The organism is Pseudomonas sp. MPB23 (assembly GCF_046605395.1).
In the GTDB taxonomy this organism is placed as follows: domain Bacteria; phylum Pseudomonadota; class Gammaproteobacteria; order Pseudomonadales; family Pseudomonadaceae; genus Aquipseudomonas.
Map to the genome: position 1 here is coordinate 4,447,261 of NZ_CP176771.1, position 18,256 is coordinate 4,465,516.

The 18,256-nt window shown below is 62.6% G+C and carries 11 protein-coding genes and 2 pseudogenes; all 13 read left to right on the forward strand.

The features are described 5' to 3' along the window. Positions 1-174 precede the first annotated feature (174 nt). Positions 175-1,752, forward strand: coding sequence for a M91 family zinc metallopeptidase (locus ACLH0J_RS20070; RefSeq protein WP_411388681.1), 1,578 nt, complete (start codon positions 175-177; stop codon positions 1,750-1,752). 169 nt (positions 1,753-1,921) lie between these two features. Further along, positions 1,922-3,058, forward strand: a pseudogene (locus ACLH0J_RS20075) (cache and HAMP domain-containing protein); the annotation flags it as partial. 345 nt (positions 3,059-3,403) lie between these two features. Next, positions 3,404-3,916: pseudogene (locus ACLH0J_RS20080) on the forward strand (methyl-accepting chemotaxis protein); the annotation flags it as partial. Between the two features lie 201 nt (positions 3,917-4,117). After that, entirely contained in the window at positions 4,118-4,564 is a 447-nt protein-coding gene (locus tag ACLH0J_RS20085) for a DUF411 domain-containing protein (protein WP_411388682.1), read from the forward strand. Between the two features lie 3 nt (positions 4,565-4,567). Beyond that, a complete protein-coding gene (locus ACLH0J_RS20090; protein WP_411388683.1) occupies positions 4,568-5,011 on the forward strand; it encodes a YqaA family protein in 444 nt (147 codons plus the stop codon). 44 nt (positions 5,012-5,055) lie between these two features. Beyond that, positions 5,056-6,057: an alpha/beta fold hydrolase gene (locus ACLH0J_RS20095; protein ID WP_411388684.1), complete on the forward strand. Its 1,002-nt coding sequence runs from the start codon at positions 5,056-5,058 to the stop codon at positions 6,055-6,057. A 26-nt stretch (positions 6,058-6,083) separates the two neighbouring features. Further along, positions 6,084-7,037, forward strand: coding sequence for a D-2-hydroxyacid dehydrogenase family protein (locus ACLH0J_RS20100; RefSeq protein WP_411388685.1), 954 nt, complete (start codon positions 6,084-6,086; stop codon positions 7,035-7,037). Positions 7,038-7,530: 493 nt separating this feature from the next. Further along, on the forward strand, positions 7,531-9,084 hold the full coding sequence (gene glgA, locus ACLH0J_RS20105) for a glycogen synthase GlgA (protein WP_411388686.1): 1,554 nt from the start codon (positions 7,531-7,533) through the stop codon (positions 9,082-9,084). 19 nt (positions 9,085-9,103) lie between these two features. Beyond that, positions 9,104-10,849, forward strand: a complete 1,746-nt coding sequence (treZ, locus tag ACLH0J_RS20110; RefSeq protein WP_411388687.1) for a malto-oligosyltrehalose trehalohydrolase — start codon at positions 9,104-9,106, stop codon at positions 10,847-10,849. Continuing rightward, on the forward strand, positions 10,846-12,930 hold the full coding sequence (malQ, locus tag ACLH0J_RS20115) for a 4-alpha-glucanotransferase (protein WP_411388688.1): 2,085 nt from the start codon (positions 10,846-10,848) through the stop codon (positions 12,928-12,930). Before treZ ends, malQ begins: the two co-directional genes overlap by 4 nt. Further along, on the forward strand, positions 12,927-15,683 hold the full coding sequence (locus ACLH0J_RS20120; protein WP_411388689.1) for a malto-oligosyltrehalose synthase: 2,757 nt from the start codon (positions 12,927-12,929) through the stop codon (positions 15,681-15,683). Before malQ ends, ACLH0J_RS20120 begins: the two co-directional genes overlap by 4 nt. Before the next feature lie 23 nt (positions 15,684-15,706). Next, positions 15,707-15,976 (forward strand): DUF2934 domain-containing protein, encoded by a 270-nt coding sequence (locus tag ACLH0J_RS20125; protein WP_321143942.1) that lies wholly within the window; start codon positions 15,707-15,709, stop codon positions 15,974-15,976. A 119-nt stretch (positions 15,977-16,095) separates the two neighbouring features. Further along, a complete protein-coding gene (gene glgX / locus ACLH0J_RS20130; protein WP_411388690.1) occupies positions 16,096-18,255 on the forward strand; it encodes a glycogen debranching protein GlgX in 2,160 nt (719 codons plus the stop codon). The last annotated feature ends 1 nt before the right edge of the window (position 18,256 follow it).

The following is an 18,256-nucleotide window of genomic DNA, read 5'->3' on the forward strand; positions in this document are numbered from 1 at the left end:
GCCCGAGGCTTTCCTCGGGCTGCACATTGCTGGGTTATCACCTACCCTGCCAGGGAAATATCCAGCGCCAAACCGCTCAAACGCCAGCGGAACGTTTTCCCTCGGTCCTCCACGTAATGGCAACCCTGATGCGCGATCAGGTTTCCGTCACGAGTAAACATGAAGGACCCGTCCATGCAACTTCCCCTCATCCATTCCACCGCCAGCTACAACGACAACACCCCGCGCCGCAAAATACACGATAAACCGCCCCCCTCGCCCTACACCCCACCGACCGATCTCACACCGGGCATCGTCAACCGCAGGACCCACGTGCTGCACGTCGACGGTGATGTGAAAATCAACAGGGTGGTGGATTGGGACCCCACAAACCCGCAAAACCCGGAGATTCTGGCCTCATGGCTCTCGGTGGAAACCGGCGACCGCGCCGACCATGTCCATGTGCGCAATTGGCCGGGCGGCAAGCTGCAAATCCTGATCAACGGCAAGTCGCACCTGTTCGACATTAATACCCCCCAAGACCGCAAGCAGCAGCTGTGGATCGACACCAAAGGCGGCGACGACAGGGTCATCATCGACGATGACGTCACACTTCCCGTCAGCGTTGACGGCGGTGATGGCAATGACTACCTCCAGGCGGGCGGCGGTCGCACCAAGCTGTACGGTGGGCGCGGTAACGATATCCTGCGGTTGGGCAGCGGTCTCGGTTATGCCGTGGGCAACGACGATAACGACATACTCATCGGTGGCAGCGGCAATGCCGTGATGTACGGCAGCAAAGGCAAGGATCTGCTCATTGCCGGCTGTGGCCCCGCCACCCAACAGAGCTACCTGGACGGTGGCGAAGACGACGATGTGCTGATCTCAGGCAACGGGCATACGGTTTCCCACGGTGGCAAAGGCAATGACCTGCTGGTAGGCAAGCACGCTGGCCGCACGACGTTCTACACCGGCAAAGGCCTGGACGAGATTTGGAACAATCAATGCCAGGATCGTATTTACGCTGGCGCAACCGATCACTTCGACCGGACAAAAGGTTCGGCCTTCACCGAGGTGAAACCGAGCAACGCAGGCCGGCAGGGTTTCAAGGCCGAGGCAGCGCCGGGCGCCACCGTAGAGCAGGAACAAGAATTCAAACAGCGCGTCAGCGACGACCTCGAATTTCTGCGCAGCTCACCGATCGGCCAACAGGCCCTCAGCAAAATGGATGAGCTTGCCGTCACCAACGGCGGCAAGGTCACGATCCGGCAGGACGGCAACGGCAACACGGGATATCTGTTCGACAGCTCGGCACTGGATAACGTGCCACTGACGGAGGACGGCGATCAGGTGATTCGCACCGACGAATTCATCAAGCAGGGCGTCGCTGGCACCCGTGCCGATCGTGCAACGATCACATATGACCCGTCCTCCTTCTTAGAAAACGCTGACCGCACCCATACGATAGCGCCCGTCACCGCGCTCTTCCATGAGATGGCCCATGCCTACAATGGCGCGACCGGCACCTTCCTGGAAGGTGAAACCACTGAACAGCTGGGCGCTGGCCAATCGGCAGTGGTCAATAATTTCGAACGCCAGGCGGTTGGCTTGCCCAGCGACGCGACCCCCTTTGACCTGGATAACGACCCCTCGACACCGCCAAGCACAGTCAATCCAAAAGCGTTTACCGAGAACGCATTGAACCAAGAAATGGGCAAACCGTTAAGAAACGCTTATTCCTTTGAAACCAGCGAACAGGGCGACGGTACCTGACACCCATCAGTGACAGAGCCTACGCAGTGAGGCAGGCCGTTGACCTTACTGCGTAGGCCTCGACGCACTTTGCACGACAGTACCTAAAGCTCCTCCCCTCCACGCCGATAGCCCTACGAAGCTCCAACAAAGCCACGTCGATAATAAACGCTTCGTAAGGACGACTCCCATGCCCCCACTGCGCTCCATTCAAGCCCGCTATACCCTGTTCCTGGTGCTGTTCGTCCTGGTGTTGTTCGTGTTGACCGTCGTGGGGATTGGCCAGTTGGTGGCCCCCAAGCTGCGGCATACCGAAGAGCAGGTCGTGCTCAACCGCATCAACGAGGTGGCCGAACAGATCCAGGGCGAACTGAACAAAGTCCAGGCCCAACAACGCAGCATTACCCAGACCATCCCGTTGCTCGACAGCGATGCCATCGACAAGGTCCTGCCCGGCCTGGTTGACCAGTACGGCGAGTTGAAAGTCTTCGGTGGCGGTATCTGGCCGTTGCCCAACCTGCGCACGCCCGGGCGCAACAAACACAGCACGTTCTGGCACCGCGATGCATCGGGCAAGCTGGCCGTGAACACCTTCTGGAACAGCGACCCGGCGCCCAACTATTACGACCAGAGCTGGTACAAAGGCGGTCTCGCCTCCCCGCGCGGGCAATGCGCCTGGGCCGCGGCCTACAAGGACGACGCCAGCCAGGAGCCGCGCACCAACTGCGCCATGGCGATCCAGCGTGACGGCGCGGCCTATGGCGTGGCCACCATCGACGTGACCCTCGGCTTCTTCAACGAGTTGGTGGCCAGTAAGGAAAAAGACATCGGCGGGCAGATGCTCATCGTCGAAGGTGACGGCAAGATCATCAGCAACAGTTCGCGCCTGAGCAGCCCGGTGGTGTTGAAGAACATCAGCGAACTGACCGCCACCTCGGCCTTTGCCACCCAAGTCAGCAAGGCTCTCGCCCACCGCGACCAGGCCTTGCAGCGCAGTGAATTCGACAACGGCGGCGTGGCCAGCACCTTCTATATGCGCCCCATCGAAGGCACGCCGTGGTTCCTCGCCACCGCTCTGCCCACTTCGCTGATCACCGCCCAGCGCGATGATGTGCTGGGCAGCCTGGCCTTGGTGCAAATCCCCATGGTGGTGCTGCTGGTCCTGCTGGCGCTGTATGCGATCCGCCAACTGGTGCAGCGCATGACCACCCTGAAAACCAATATTGACGCGCTGTCGACCGGCGATGCCGACCTGACGCGACGCATCACCATCCGCGCCGAAGACGAACTGGGCGCCATCGGTCACTCGGTCAACCGCTTTATCGCCTACCTGCAGGACATGATCGGCGAAGTGACCCAGGCCACCGGTGCCATGTCGTCGGGCCTTGCGCAATTGCAGAAAACCTCGGCGCACACCAACAGCATTCTGGTGCGCCATGCCTCGGAGACCGACCAGACCGTCACCGCCATCACCGAAATGAGTTCCACCGCCGACACCGTTGCGCAGAATGCCGCTGAAACCGCCGCGTTCACTCAACGCGCCAACGAACACGCCGACCGCTCCCGCGTGGTCGTGGGCGAAGCCTCCACCAGCGTCGGGGCGCTGATCGGTGAAGTCGCCAGCGCCACCCATACCGTGGAGAACATGCGCCAGGACGCCGCGCGCATCACCGAAACCCTCGGCGTGATCGGCGCGATTGCCGGCCAGACCAACCTGCTGGCGCTCAACGCCGCGATCGAGGCGGCTCGGGCGGGCGAACAAGGCCGTGGTTTTGCGGTGGTGGCCGACGAAGTGCGTGCGCTGGCCGCTCGCACACAGGCCAGCACTTCGCAGATCAATGAAATGCTCGCACGCTTGACCAGCGGCGTCGGTTCGTCGGTGGCGGCCATGGAAAACACCCAGGCCAGTTGCCAGTCGGCAGCGGACGCCACGGCGCGGGTCAACACCGGCCTGGATGAAATGGCCGGTTCGGTCAGTCATATCAATAACCTCAGCACCCAGATCGCCACGGCCGCCGAACAGCAAAGCGCGGTGACCGAGGAGATCAACCGCAGCATGGTGCAGATCCGCCAGATGGTCGAAGAGCTGGTGCAGAGCGGCCATGCCACTGAAAGCAATACCCAGAGCCTGCTGGACGCCAATGGCCGCGTGATTGCCTTGATGAGCCGCTTCAAGGTGCGCTGACACATCCCTGAAACACTCCCGTGCACTGCGCGGGTCGATCACTGCGCTCGACCCGCTCAAGCACCGGCTGGAAATCCAGCTTTCGTATAATCTTGAAACACTCCTGGCGCCTTCCCTTAGCTGTCGACGCTGGCTTGCCTGGGATGAGGTCGTCATGATCGCCGCCATCCCACTGGCCACCGCCTGATCACGAGCCCCATCATGAAAAACACCCTGCGCCTGGCGTTGCTGTCGACCCTGCTCACCACCTCCCTGCTCCAGGCCGCCGACCTGATCCCTATCGACGTCCACCGCGACGCCAACTGCGGCTGCTGCAAACACTGGATCAGCCACCTGGAAAGCAACGGCTTCAAGGTCAATGACCATGTCGAAGCAAACATGAGCGACGTCAAGCGACGCCTGGGCGTGGCGCCGCGCCTGGGCTCTTGCCATACCGCGGTGATCGACGGCAAGTTCGTCGAAGGCCATGTACCCGCCGAGCAGGTATTGGCGCTGCGCGAGCGCGATGACCTGCTCGGCATCGCAGCGCCGGGCATGCCCATGGGATCGCCAGGCATGGAGATGGACGGTCGCAGCGAGGCGTATCAAGTCATCGGCCTGACCCGTGACGGCCATGATGTCGTGGTGGCGGAGTACCCGGCGCACTGATCGGTGCTGGCCGGTTACCTGGGGCTGTTCTTCGCCGCGTTTGGCGCCGCGACCCTGCTGCCTTTGCAATCGGAAGCCGTCCTCGTTGGCCTGCTGCTCAGCGGGCATTACAGCCTGTGGCTGCTGCTGGGGATCGCCACCCTCGGCAATGTGCTCGGTTCAGCGCTGAACTGGCTGCTCGGCCGCGGGGTTGAACGCTTCAGGCAGCGGCGCTGGTTTCCGCTCAGCGACAAACAACTGGACAAGGCCCGCCGGCATTACGAGCGCTGGGGCCATTGGACGTTGCTGCTCAGTTGGGTACCCATCATTGGCGATCCGCTGACGTTGGTGGCCGGAGTGATGCGCGAACCGTTGTGGCGTTTTCTGTTGCTGGTGACCCTGGCCAAGGCCGTGCGCTATGGCGTGCTTGCCGCGCTGACCCTGCACTGGGTGTTAATCCCTACTTAATCCCCTCGCAACAGCATCCGAGCACCCTTCTCGGAGACTTGCCCATGCCTCTAACCCGCGCTTTATGCATCGCCGGCCTGCTGACAGCCGGTACCGCCCGCGCATTCGCCGCGACCTACGGTCCCGAGTTGCAAGGCTTTGAATACCCCTACCCGGTGGAACATTTCGCCTTCGAGTCCCAAGGCAAATCCCTGCAAATGGGCTATATGGATGTGCCGGCCAAAGGCAAGGCGAATGGGCGCAGCGTGGTGCTGATGCATGGCAAGAACTTCTGCGGCGCCACCTGGGAAGGCTCGATCAAAGCCTTGAGTGACGCCGGCTACCGCGTCATCGCCCCGGACCAGATTGGCTTCTGTACCTCCAGCAAGCCCGATCACTACCAGTACAGCTTCCAGCAACTGGCACTCAACACCCATCGACTGCTGGAAACACTCGGCATTCAAAAAGCCACGCTGATTGGCCATTCCACCGGCGGCATGCTCGCCACGCGCTATGCCTTGCTCTACCCCAAGCAAACCGAGCAACTGGCGCTGGTCAATCCCATCGGCCTGGAAGACTGGAAAGCGTTGGGCGTGCCTTACAACAGCGTCGACCAGTGGTACGCGCGCGAACTGAAGGTCAGTGCCGAAGGCATTCGCCAATACGAACTCAACACCTATTACGTCGGGCGCTGGAAGCCTGAGTACGAGCGCTGGGTCGATATGCTTGCCGGCCTGAACCAAGGCCCGGGCCATACTCAGGTGGCGTGGAACTCGGCGTTGATTTACGACATGATCTTCACCCAGCCGGTGTACTACGAGTTCAAGGACTTGCAGATGCCCACCCTGCTGTTGATCGGCACGGCCGACAACACTGCGATCGGCAAAGACCTGGCGCCGCCGGAGGTCAAAGCCAAGCTCGGCAACTACGCGGTGTTGGGCAAGCAAGTGGCCAAGCTGATTCCCCACGCGAGCCTGGTGGAATTTCCAGGGTTGGGACATGCCCCCCAAATGGAAGAGCCGGCTAAATTTCACGCAGCGCTATTGCAGGGTTTAAACGCCCTCTAATCCCACCTTTATCGAGGTTTTCGTGAATGTCGGTACAGATCGCAGTCATTGATGATTGGCAAAATGTCGCCAGCGGCGTGGTGGATTGGTCGGTGCTGGCATCGGTGGGCCAGGTGCATTTCCTGCACGATTACCCGGCGGATACCGCCACCCTGGTCGAACGCCTGCAGGCATTCGAGGTGATTTGCGTGATGCGCGAACGCACTACCTTCGACAACGCCCTGTTGCAAGGCTTGCCCAAGCTCAAGCTGCTGGTGACCGGCGGCATGCGCAACGCGGCCATCGACATTCCGGCCGCCAAAGCCCTCGGCATCCAGGTCTGCGGTACCGACAGCTATAAACAGGCAGCACCGGAACTGACCTGGGCGTTGATCATGGCCTCCACCCGCAACCTGCTGGCCGAAGCCAATTCGCTTCGGGCGGGCAACTGGCAGGTGGGGCTGGGCGGCGATCTGTACGGCAAGACCCTGGGGATTCTGGGACTGGGTAGCATTGGCCAGAAAGTCGCGCAATTTGCCCAGGTATTCGGCATGCGCGTCATTGCCTGGAGCGAAAACCTCACGCCGCAACGCGCGGCCGAAGCCGGGGCGACCTGGGTCAGCAAGCGCGAATTGTTCGAACAGGCCGACATTCTCACTGTTCACCTGGTACTCAGCGAGCGCAGTCGTGGTCTGGTGGACGCCCAAGCGTTGAGCTGGATGAAACCCAGTGCGCACCTGGTGAACACCGCGCGCGGGCCCATCGTCGATGAACAGGCGCTGGTGCGGGCCCTGGAGTCCGGTCGCCTGGCCGGCGCGGCACTGGATGTGTATGCCCAAGAGCCGTTGCCGCTCGATCACCCGTTTCGCCGCCTGCCTACTGTGCTGGCCACGCCGCACGTGGGGTATGTGAGTGAGCAGAATTACCGGCAGTTTTATCAGCAGATGATCGAGGCGATTCAGGCGTGGGCCAAAGACGCGCCCATTCGCGTGCTTGGCTAGCGCACCAAACAAGGGCGCCCGCACCATTTCCCCCACCTGACACCGCCCCGTGTAGGAGCGAGCTTGCTCGCGAAAATCCCGAAAACGCTGCGCTCTCCCTAGTAGCCAGCGTTATCGTTGACGACTTTCGCGAGCAGGCTCGCTTCTACAGATTCAACGTCGCATAAGGTTACAAGTTTTTTGTCCTACAAAATTCCCACATAAACCCTACAGTTTTTAGGGATCTGTCCTAGACTCATCACCGATGGGTCCGTTCCAAAACAAAAACCCCGCAAAAAAATCGAAACTTTACAAGTCTGTCACAGGTCAGGTTTAGGGTAAGGCGCGCACGAGCGATTCGTAGAAGTTGCCGTCTATCCAATCTTTTTAGGCTAACCGTGCAACTGGCATACGCCTTGCCAGTTTTGTCATGCGCTTGTGCGCCTGGCCGCAGGATGCGGTCATCGGAGCTAATGGCAGCGGGCCATTAGCCGACCAACACGTGGAGAGAACTATGATCAGTGCCGCTGCAAGTATTCAGGGAGAACGTGTTAGTCAGCCAGTTGGAGGGTCGACCTCGTTGGTGGACCTCAACACGGTGCGGCCGGTCTCGGATCACAATCCCAATCGTAAGAAAGTTCTATTTGTCACCTCCGAATTTGCTGACCTGGTGAAAACCGGCGGCCTGGGCGATGTGTCTGCCGCCCTGCCCCGCGCCATGGCGCACCTGCACGATGTGCGCGTGCTGATCCCTGGTTATCCCCAGGTGATGGACAGCGACAACCCGATTCATATCATCGGCGAGCTGGGTGGCCACGCCGCGCTGCCGCCCTGCAAGATCGGGCGCATGGACCTCAAGGACGGCCTGGTCATCTACGTGCTGATCTGCCCCGAGTTGTACGAACGCGAAGGCACGCCTTACGGCGCCAACAACGGCCGCGACTGGCCGGACAACCATATCCGCTTCGCGCGCCTGGGCCTGGCCGCCGCCGACATGGCCGCTAACCTGGCGCAGATTCACTGGTGCCCGGACCTGGTGCACGCCCACGACTGGCCCGCCGGCCTGGCCCCGGCCTATATGCACTGGCGTGGGTCACGCACCCCGACCCTATTCACCATTCATAACCTGGCCTATCAGGGCGTGGTCAGCCTGGCCTCGACCCCCGAGCTGGGCATTCCGCCCCATGCCCTGCAACAGGAAGGCATGGAGTTCTACGGCAAGATGTCGTTCCTCAAGGCTGGCATGGCCTATTCCAGCCATATCACCACGGTGAGCGCCACCTATGCCGAGGAAATCACCACGCCGGAATTCGGCTGCGGTCTCGACGGTTTCCTCGCCGCCAAGACCCAGCAAGGCCTGCTCAGTGGTATCCCCAACGGTATCGATGAAAGCTGGGAAACCTCCACCGACACCCACCTGACCCACAACTTCAATATCGGCGACTGGGAAGGCAAGGCGATCAACGCCGCCCATGTGCGCGAATTGTTTGGTCTGCACGACTCCAGCGGCCCGCTGTTCGCCGTGGTATCGCGCCTGGTGTATCAAAAAGGCCTGGACCTTACCGAAGCGGTCGCCGGTTTTATCGTCGAAAACGGCGGCCAGATCGCCATCATCGGCCGCGGCGAGCCTGAAGAAGAACAAGCCATGCGTGAACTGGCGCTGCGCTTTCCTGGCCAGGTGGGCGTGCGCATCGGCTTCAACGAGACCGACGCCCGGCGCATGTTCGCCGGCAGCGACTTCCTGCTGATGCCTTCGCGCTACGAACCCTGCGGCCTGAGCCAAATGTATGCGCAGCGCTTCGGCTCACTGCCGGTGGCACGTAACACCGGCGGCCTGGCGGACACCATCGAGAACGGCGTCACCGGGTTCCTGTTCAATGAGTCCACGGTGCAGAGCTACGAAGAAGCACTGACGCGCGCCTTCCGGGTATTCGCCAACAAGGGCCTGCTCAACGCCATGCGCAGCCGGGCCATGACCCAACCGTTCAACTGGTGCCAGGCGGTGGAACCCTACGCCGAACTCTACGAACAACTGGTGGCCAAGGCCGTGGGGAAATCGAACAAATAATCAAGGGAGGTCTTCATAGATGCCGTTACGGACTCTGGAAACCTGGCCCCACGGCGCAATCATGCTGGACGCACAACACACGCGTTTTGCCTTGTGGGCGCCAGACGCGTTTTATGTCAGCGTTGAATTGGAAGACGGCCGATCCATTGCCATGCTGCCCCAGGCAGAAGGCTGGTTCGAAGCCCAAGTGAAATGCCCGGCGGGCACACGTTACCGCTACAACATCGATGGAGAAATGGATGTACCCGACCCGGCGTCCAGGGCCCAGGCCTCGGACGTGCATGGTTGGAGCCAGGTCGTCGACCCGCTCGCCTACCCCTGGCGCCACAGCCACTGGCAAGGTCGCCCGTGGCACGAAGCCGTTATCTATGAACTGCACGTCGGCGCCATGGGCGGCTATGCCGACGTCGAGAAACACTTCCCCCGCCTGGCCGAGCTGGGCGTCACTGCGATCGAGTTGATGCCGCTGGCGCAATTTCCCGGCGAGCGCAATTGGGGCTACGACGGCGTGCTGCCCTACGCACCGCAATCCACCTATGGCTCGCCCGAACAGCTCAAGCACCTGATCGACAGCGCCCATGAACACGGCCTCGCGGTCATTCTTGACGTGGTCTACAACCACTTCGGGCCCGACGGCAATTACCTGGGCCAGTACGCCAAGGGCTTCTTCCACGAAGACGTGCACACGCCGTGGGGCGCCGGTATCGACTTCGACCGCCGCGAAGTGCGGGACTTCTTTCTCGATAACGCGCTGATGTGGCTGCTGGAGTACCGCTTCGACGGCCTGCGCCTGGACGCGGTGCACGCCATCGACAACCCCGGCTTCCTGCAGGAACTGGCCCACCGCGTGCGTGAGCAAGTGAACACCGACCGGCATGTGTGGCTGGTGCTGGAAAACGAACTCAACCAGGCCAACCTGCTCAAGCACGACTTCGATGCGCAATGGAACGATGACTTCCATAACGTGCTGCACGTCCTGCTCACCGGCGAAACCGACGCCTATTACCGTGACTTTGCCGAGGAGCCAACGGCTAAACTCGCGCGCTGCCTGGGCGAAGGCTTTATCTACCAGGGCCACACCACGCGCCACGGCCATGCGCGCGGTGAGCCAAGCGGGGATTTGCCCCCCACGGCGTTCGTGGCCTTCCTGCAGAACCACGACCAGATCGGCAACCGCGCCCTGGGCGAACGCCTGCACCAGCTCTGCTCGCCCCAGGCGCTCCAGGCTGCGACCACCCTGCTGCTGCTATCGCCGATGATCCCGCTGATGTTCATGGGCGATGAAGTCAATGCCCGCGAGCCGTTCCTGTTCTTCACCGACCACCACGGCGAACTCGCCCAGGCGGTGCGTGAAGGGCGACGCAATGAGTTCGCCGATTTCGCCGCGTTCCACGACCCCGTGCGCCGCGAACGCATCCCCGACCCCAACGCCCTGAGCACCTTCGTGCACTCGACGCCGACGTTGGCCGACAACGAACACACCCGGTTTTACCAGCAACTGCTCAGCCTGCGTCACCGGCATATCGTGCCGCACTTGCCCGGCAGCATGGCGTTGGGCGCGCAGGTGCTGGCCGACGGTGCCGTCAGTGCGCGCTGGCGATTGGGAGACGGCAGCGTGTTGCAGATCGACCTGAACCTCAGCGCCACCGCCCTGGAACACCCGGCGGGCGCGCACATCCTGTTCCAAACGCCTGCCCGGAACGGCACACAGTTGCCGCCGCATAGCGCACGCGTCACCCTATTCCCTGTTGGAGAACACCCTTGAGCGAAGCGAACCTGGAACTCCTCGCCAGCCGAGCGGGCCTGTCCGTCGATTGGATCGATGCAAACGGACGCCCGCAACGTGTCAAACCCGATGCCCTGCGCGCCGTCCTCAAAGGCCTCGGTCACCCGGCCGACACCGATGCCGACATCGACGCCAGCCTGCTGCAACTGGAACTCGTGCAACAGGACAAACACCTGCCGCCCCTGATGACCGTCAACAGTGGCGAAGGCCTCGACCTGTCGCGCCACTTCGAGCCCGACACCCCGTGCCGGGTCAACCTGGAAAACGGCGAAACCCTGGAACTGCGCCTCGATGGCCACGCCGTGCTGCCCGCCGTGATCGCCCTGGGTTACCACCAGGTGCATATCAGCGGCCAGGCGTTCACACTGGCCGTCGCCCCCACCCATTGCTACAGCGTCGCCGAAGCGGTGGATAGCCAGCCAGCCCGCGCCTGGGGCCTGAGTGCCCAGCTGTATTCGCTGCGGCGCCTCGGCGATGGCGGTTTTGGCGACACCCTGGCCCTCGAACACCTGGCCCGCTCCGCCGCCGAACGCGGCGCCGACGCCTTGGCGATCAGCCCGATGCACGCGATGTTCAGCGCCGACACCGAGCGCTACAGCCCATACTCGCCCTCCAGTCGGCTGTTCCTCAACAGCCTGTATGCCTCGCCCGCCTGCATCCTGGGTGAGCGCGAAGTGCGCAATGCCATTGAAGCCCTCGGCCTGGCGGATGAGTTGCACACGCTGGAACAGCTCAGCCTGATCGATTGGCCCGCCGCGGCCAAGGCCAAGCAACGTCTGTTGCGCGCGCTGTATGAGGACTTCCGCCACGGTCATCATCCGCAACATGCCGACTTCCTGAGCTTCCGCCAGGCCGGCGGCGAAGCCCTGGAGAACCACTGCCGCTTCGAAGCCGTGCAAGCATTGCGGGCGGCCGAAGGCCTGGACCTCGACTGGCGTCATTGGCCCGAAGCCTGGCGCTCCCCGCAGAGTCCGGCGCTGGTGGAATTCGCCGAAGCCAACCACACCGAGATCGGCTTTTATGCCTTCGGCCAATGGCTGATCGCCCGCTGCCTGGAACGCGCACAACAGGCCGCGCGCGGCAGCGGCATGGGCATCGGCCTGATCGCCGACCTGGCGGTAGGCGCTGACGGCGGCGGCAGCCAGGCCTGGAGTCGCCAGGATGAACTGCTGGCCAACCTCACCGTCGGCGCGCCGCCGGACATCCTCAACCGCGCGGGCCAGGGCTGGGGGATTTCCGCATTTTCTCCCGAAGGCCTCAAGCGCAACGGCTTCCGCGCATTCATCGAGATGCTGCGCGCCAACTTCGCCCACGCCGGCGGTTTGCGCATCGACCACGTGATGGGCCTGCAACGCCTGTGGGTGATCCCCATGGATGCGTCTCCCCAGGAAGGCGCCTACCTGTATTACCCGGTGGACGACCTGCTGCGCCTGCTCGCCCTCGAGTCCCACCGTCACCAGGCCATCGTGCTCGGCGAAGACCTGGGCACCGTACCCGACGGGCTGCGCGAAAAGCTGATCGCCCGTTCGATCCTGGGCATGCGTGTGTTGTTGTTTGAACAAGGCCACGATGGCCAGTTCAAGCCGATCCTCGACTGGCCCGACAACGCGCTGGCCACCACCAGCACCCACGACTTGCCGACCCTCAATGGCTGGTGGCACAGCCGCGATATCGAATGGAACGTCCAACTCGGCTTGATCGACGCGCCCACCCTGGAGCAATGGAGCGAGCATCGCCTGCGCGAACGCCAGGCGCTGCGCCAGGCCTTGAGCCAGGACCCACAGAACTTCGTCGATGAGATCCGCAACGAAACCGACCACATGATCGACGCCAGCGTGCGCTACCTGGGGCACACCCGCGCGCCGTTGGTGTTGCTGCCGCTGGAAGATGCCCTGGGCCTGGAAGAACAGGCCAACCTGCCCGGCACCACCGACACCCATCCCAACTGGCGCCGCCGCCTGCCGGGCGAGGCCGCCAGCCTGCTCGACAATGCCGGCGCCGCCCGCCGTCTCGAACTCCTCGCCGTCGCGCGCAACCAAGCCCATGAGCGTGACCGATGAATGCACCGGCCCTGCGTGCGACCCAGCGCCTGCAATTCCATAAGGGTTTTACCCTCGACGATGCGGTGCCGTGGGTGCCTTACTTTGCCCAACTGGGCATCAGCCACCTGTACGCCTCGCCGCTGCTCAGCGCGCGCGCGGGGTCGATGCACGGCTACGACGTGGTCGACCCGACCCGCGTCAACCCGGAACTGGGCGGTGAACCCGCCCTGCGCCGCCTGGTCGCAGCCTTGCGTGAACACCAGATGGGGCTGATCCTCGATATCGTCTCCAACCATATGGCCGTGGGCGGTGCCGACAATCCCTGGTGGCTGGACCTGCTGGAATGGGGCCGCCTGAGTGCCTACAGCGAATTCTTCGATATCCAGTGGCACTCGCCCGACCCGCTGCTCAAGGGCCAATTGCTCATGCCCTTCCTCGGCAGCGACTACGGCGAAGCGTTGCAGAGCGGCACCCTGACCCTGCATTTCGATGCGGCGCACGGGGCGTTTCATGTCGAGCACTATGAACACCACTTCCCGATCTGCCCACGGGATTATGCGGCGATCCTCGGCAACGACGGACCGCTCAAACCCCTGGCCGACAGCTTCGGCGCCCTCGCCTATCATGACGATGCCTATGCCGAGGCTGCCTGGCTCAAGCACGCCCTCGCCGAGCGCGCCACCAAAGGCGAGGTACTGCACGCCATCGAGCAGCGACTCGCCGAGTTCGACGGACGAACGCCCGAGGGTTTCCAGCGCCTGCATCAGTTACTCGAGCAACAGGCTTACCGCCTGGCCAGTTGGCGCACGGCGGCGGACGATATCAACTGGCGGCGCTTTTTCGATGTCAACGACCTCGGCGGCCTGCGCGTCGAACGCACCGCAGTGTTCGAAGCCACCCACGGCAAGATCTTCGAGTTGATCCGCGAAGGCCTGGTGGATGGCCTGCGCATCGACCACATCGACGGCCTCGCCGATCCACGCGGTTACTGTCGCAAGCTGCGCCGTCGCGTGGACTCGCTGGCGCCCGGGCGGCACCTGCCGATCTTCGTGGAAAAGATCCTCGGCGACGGCGAAACCCTGCGCGAAGACTGGCAAGTGGACGGCACCACCGGCTACGAATTCATGAACCAAGTGTCACTGCTGCAACACGATCCGGCGGGCTTCGAACCGCTGGCCGAGTTGTGGACGCGTCACAGCGAACGGCCCTCGGCCTTTATCGAGGAAGCCCGGCTGGCCCGCCAGCAAATCCTCAATGGCTCCCTCGGCGGGGATTTCGAAAGCGTGGCCCAGGCCCTGCTGCAAGTGGCCCGCGACGATGTGATGACCCGCGACCTGACCCTCGGCGCGATCCGCCGCGCGTTGCAGGAACTGATCGTGCATTTCCCGGTGTACCGCACCTATATCAGCGCCTGGGGCCGCAGCGCCGCCGACGACAAGGTATTCCAACACGCCATGGACGGCGCCCGCGGCACCCTGAGCGAAGGCGACTGGCCGGTGCTCGAGCACCTGGAAAAATGGCTCGGCGGCCAACCCTGGCGCAATCGCCCGGTGGGCCGCGAGCGCAAGATCCTCAAGCATGCCTGCGTACGCTTCCAACAATTGACCTCACCCGCCGCCGCCAAAGCGGTGGAAGACACCGCGTTCTATCGCTCGGCGGTGCTGCTGTCGCGCAACGACGTGGGCTTCAGTACCGAGCAGTTCAGTGCGCCGCTGGCCGAGTTTCACCAGGTCAACCAGCACCGCTTGCAGACCTTCCCGGATAACCTGCTGGCCACCGCCACCCACGACCACAAGCGCGGCGAAGACACCCGCGCGCGCCTGGCGGTGCTCAGCGAATGCGCGCCGTGGTACGTCGAACAGGTCGAGCACTGGCGCAGCCTGGCCGCACCGTTGCGCAACGATGCCAACGCGCCGTCGGCGGGCGATGAACTGATCCTCTATCAAGTGTTGCTGGGCAGTTGGCCGCTGGACCAGGACGCCGACTTCGACGCCTATCAGCAACGCCTGTGGCAGTGGCAACAAAAGGCCCTGCGCGAAGCCAAGTTGCACAGCAGTTGGAGCGCGCCTAACGAGGCTTATGAACAAGGGGTCGAAGCGTTTCTGTCACGCCTGTTGCTCAGCGATGCAGGACGCCCGTTGCGAACGGCCATCGCTGCCGCCGCCCAAGTGATCGCCCCGGCCGGCGCGCTCAATGGGCTGGCGCAGTCCTTGCTTCGCATGACCGTGCCGGGTGTGCCGGACCTGTACCAGGGCGATGAGTTCTGGGACTTCAGCCTGGTAGACCCGGACAACCGTCGTCCGGTGGATTTCAATGCACGGCAACAGGCGCTGAATACCCCGCCGGATATCGGTGAACTGTTGTTCAACTGGCGAGACGGGCGTATCAAACAAACGTTGATCGCTCAGGTACTGGCCTTGCGCAAGGCCCAGCCTGAGCTGTTCCGCAGCGGTCGCTACACACCGCTGGAAGTGATCGGCCAACACGCCGAACGGGTGGTCGCGTTCTGCCGCGAATACCAGGGCAAACAGCTACTGGTGGTGGTGCCGCGCTGGCCTTATCCGTTGCTTGAAAACGGTGTGCATCCGCAGATCAATGCGCAGGTTTGGGGCGATACACGGGTCAAATTACCGTTTGCCGCGCCAAGTCAAAACTGGAAGGGACTTTTTCATACACGCGCAGTCACACCAGACAAGGAGCTGTTGATCAGCACTGCGCTGGGGGATTTCCCGGTCAATGTCTTTATCAATCCTGATGATCAAGCAAGCTGAAATTCTCTGTGAGGAGCATTGTGATGAGTACTGAAGACAAACGCATTCGCGAATTAGCGCATCAGATCTGGGAATCTGAAGGCAAGCCCCATGGTGAAGATGCGCGTCACTGGGAGATGGCGCGCAAGCTGGCCGAAGCCGAAGCGCTGACGCCGAGCAAGCCCAAGCCCGCCGCCAAACCCAAAACCCCACCCAAGCCTGCGGCAAAGGCCAAGCCCGCCGCACCGGCCGCCAGCAAGCCCGCGCCTGCAGCGGCGAAAAAACCGGCAGCACCGAAAAAGCCCAAGCCTTGACCCCTGCCCCTTGCCGGCACTGCCGGCAAGGGGTGATTTCACGTGTCCACACCGTCAGCTGAAGGTGCGTCGGCGTGGCCGTGCTCGGCCCGAAAAAAGACCCTTGCAGGAGCAACTCAATGAGCAAACCCCATAAAACCCCTTCGACGCCGGCCGCTGAGCCGTCGCGGATTCGTGAAGGTTTGCCCTTCCCCCTTGGCGCCACCTGGGATGGCCTGGGCGTCAACTTCGCGCTGTTCTCGGCCAACGCCACCAAAGTGGAATTGTGCCTGTTCGACGCCGCCGGCGAAGTGGAACTCGAACGCATCGAACTGCCCGAATACACCGATGAAATCTTCCACGGTTACTTGCCCGACGCCCATCCCGGGCTGATTTACGGCTACCGCGTGTACGGTGCATACGACCCCGCCAATGGCCACCGCTTCAACCACAACAAGCTGCTGATCGACCCCTACGCCAAACAATTGGTGGGCGAACTCAAATGGTCGGAGGCACTGTTCGGCTACACCATCGGCCACCCCGACGACGACCTCAGTTTCGACGAGCGCGACAGCGCGCCGTTCGTGCCCAAGTGCAAGGTCATCGACCCGGCGCACACCTGGGGCAACGACCAACCGGTACGGGTGCCGTGGGACCGCACGATCATCTATGAAACCCACTTGCGCGGCTTCAGCATGCGCCACCCTTCGGTCAGCGAAGCGGTGCGCGGCACCTGTGCCGGCCTGATGGAAGACGATGTGCTCAAGCACATCCGCCAGTTGGGCATTTCTTCGGTGGAGCTGCTGCCGGTACACGCCTTTGTCAACGACCAGCATCTGCTGGAAAAAGGCATGACCAACTACTGGGGCTACAACAGCATCGCGTTTTTCGCCCCCGACCCGCGCTACCTGGCCAGCGGCAAGATCGCCGAGTTCAAGGAGATGGTCGCGCACCTGCACGAGCAGAAACTCGAAGTGATCCTCGACGTGGTCTACAACCACACCGCCGAAGGCAACGAGCGCGGCCCGACCCTGTCCATGCGCGGGATCGACAACGCCTCGTACTACCGGCTGATGCCCGACGACAAACGCTTCTATATCAACGATTCCGGCACCGGCAACACCCTGGACCTGAGCCATCCGTGCGTGCTGCAAATGGTCACCGACTCCCTGCGTTACTGGGCGACCGAGATGCATGTCGACGGTTTCCGCTTCGACCTGGCAACCATCCTCGGGCGCTACCGCGACGGGTTCGATGAGCGCCACAGCTTCCTCGTTGCCTGTCGCCAGGACCCGGTACTGCGCCAGCTCAAACTGATCGCCGAACCCTGGGACTGCGGCCCGGGCGGCTATCAGGTGGGCAATTTCCCGCCGGGCTGGGTGGAATGGAACGACCGCTTCCGCGACACCGTGCGCGCTTTCTGGAAAGGCGACGACGGGCAACTGGCGGACTTCGCCGGGCGCATGACCGCCTCGGGCGAGATGTTCAACCACCGTGGCCGTCGTCCCTACAGCTCGATGAACTTCATCACCGCCCACGACGGGTTCACCCTGCACGACCTGGTGTCGTACAACGACAAGCACAACGAAGACAACGACGAGAACAACCAGGACGGCAGCAACAACAACCTGTCGTGGAACCACGGTGTCGAAGGCCCCACCGACGACCCGGAAATCAATGCGCTGCGCCTGCGCCAGATGCGCAACTTCTTCGCCACGCTGCTGCTGGCCCAGGGCACGCCGATGATCGTGGCCGGCGACGAGTTCGCGCGCACTCAGCACGGCAACAACAATGCTTACTGCCAGGACAGCGAGATCGGCTGGATCAACTGGGAGCTGGATGACGACGGCAAGGCGCTGCTCAAGTTTGTAAAGCGCTTGATCAAGCTGCGCATGGCCTATCCGATCCTGCGTCGTGGACGTTTCCTGGTGGGCGACTACAACGAAGACATCGGCGTGAAGGACGTCACCTGGCTGTCGCCGGATGGCAACGAGATGACCACCGAGCAGTGGGAAGACAGCCATGGCCGTTGCCTGGGCATGCTCATGGATGGCCGCGCCCAGGAGACCGGGATTCGCCGCGCCGGCGCCGATGCGACCTTGTTGCTGGTGGTGAACGCGCACCACGACATGGTCAACTTCCGCCTGCCGCCGGTTCCTCAGGGCGAGTTCTGGACCTGCATGCTCGACACCAATGACACGGCGGTGCGTGGCCAGGAACGGTTCGAGTTCGATCACGAGTACGCCGTAACCGGCCGCTCACTGTTGCTGTTCGAACTGCAGCGAGACGACGAGGTGTGAC

What these genes read in the sequence shown, in the direction of transcription:
- ACLH0J_RS20070 (WP_411388681.1), top strand. Translation starts at nt 175, where the DNA reads ATGCAACTTCCCCTCATCCATTCCACCGCCAGCTACAACGACAACACC.
- ACLH0J_RS20085 (WP_411388682.1), top strand. Translation starts at nt 4,118, where the DNA reads ATGAAAAACACCCTGCGCCTGGCGTTGCTGTCGACCCTGCTCACCACC.
- ACLH0J_RS20095 (WP_411388684.1), top strand. Translation starts at nt 5,056, where the DNA reads ATGCCTCTAACCCGCGCTTTATGCATCGCCGGCCTGCTGACAGCCGGT.
- ACLH0J_RS20100 (WP_411388685.1), top strand. Translation starts at nt 6,084, where the DNA reads ATGTCGGTACAGATCGCAGTCATTGATGATTGGCAAAATGTCGCCAGC.
- glgA (WP_411388686.1), top strand. Translation starts at nt 7,531, where the DNA reads ATGATCAGTGCCGCTGCAAGTATTCAGGGAGAACGTGTTAGTCAGCCA.
- treZ (WP_411388687.1), top strand. Translation starts at nt 9,104, where the DNA reads ATGCCGTTACGGACTCTGGAAACCTGGCCCCACGGCGCAATCATGCTG.
- ACLH0J_RS20120 (WP_411388689.1), top strand. Translation starts at nt 12,927, where the DNA reads ATGAATGCACCGGCCCTGCGTGCGACCCAGCGCCTGCAATTCCATAAG.
- ACLH0J_RS20125 (WP_321143942.1), top strand. Translation starts at nt 15,707, where the DNA reads ATGAGTACTGAAGACAAACGCATTCGCGAATTAGCGCATCAGATCTGG.
- glgX (WP_411388690.1), top strand. Translation starts at nt 16,096, where the DNA reads ATGAGCAAACCCCATAAAACCCCTTCGACGCCGGCCGCTGAGCCGTCG.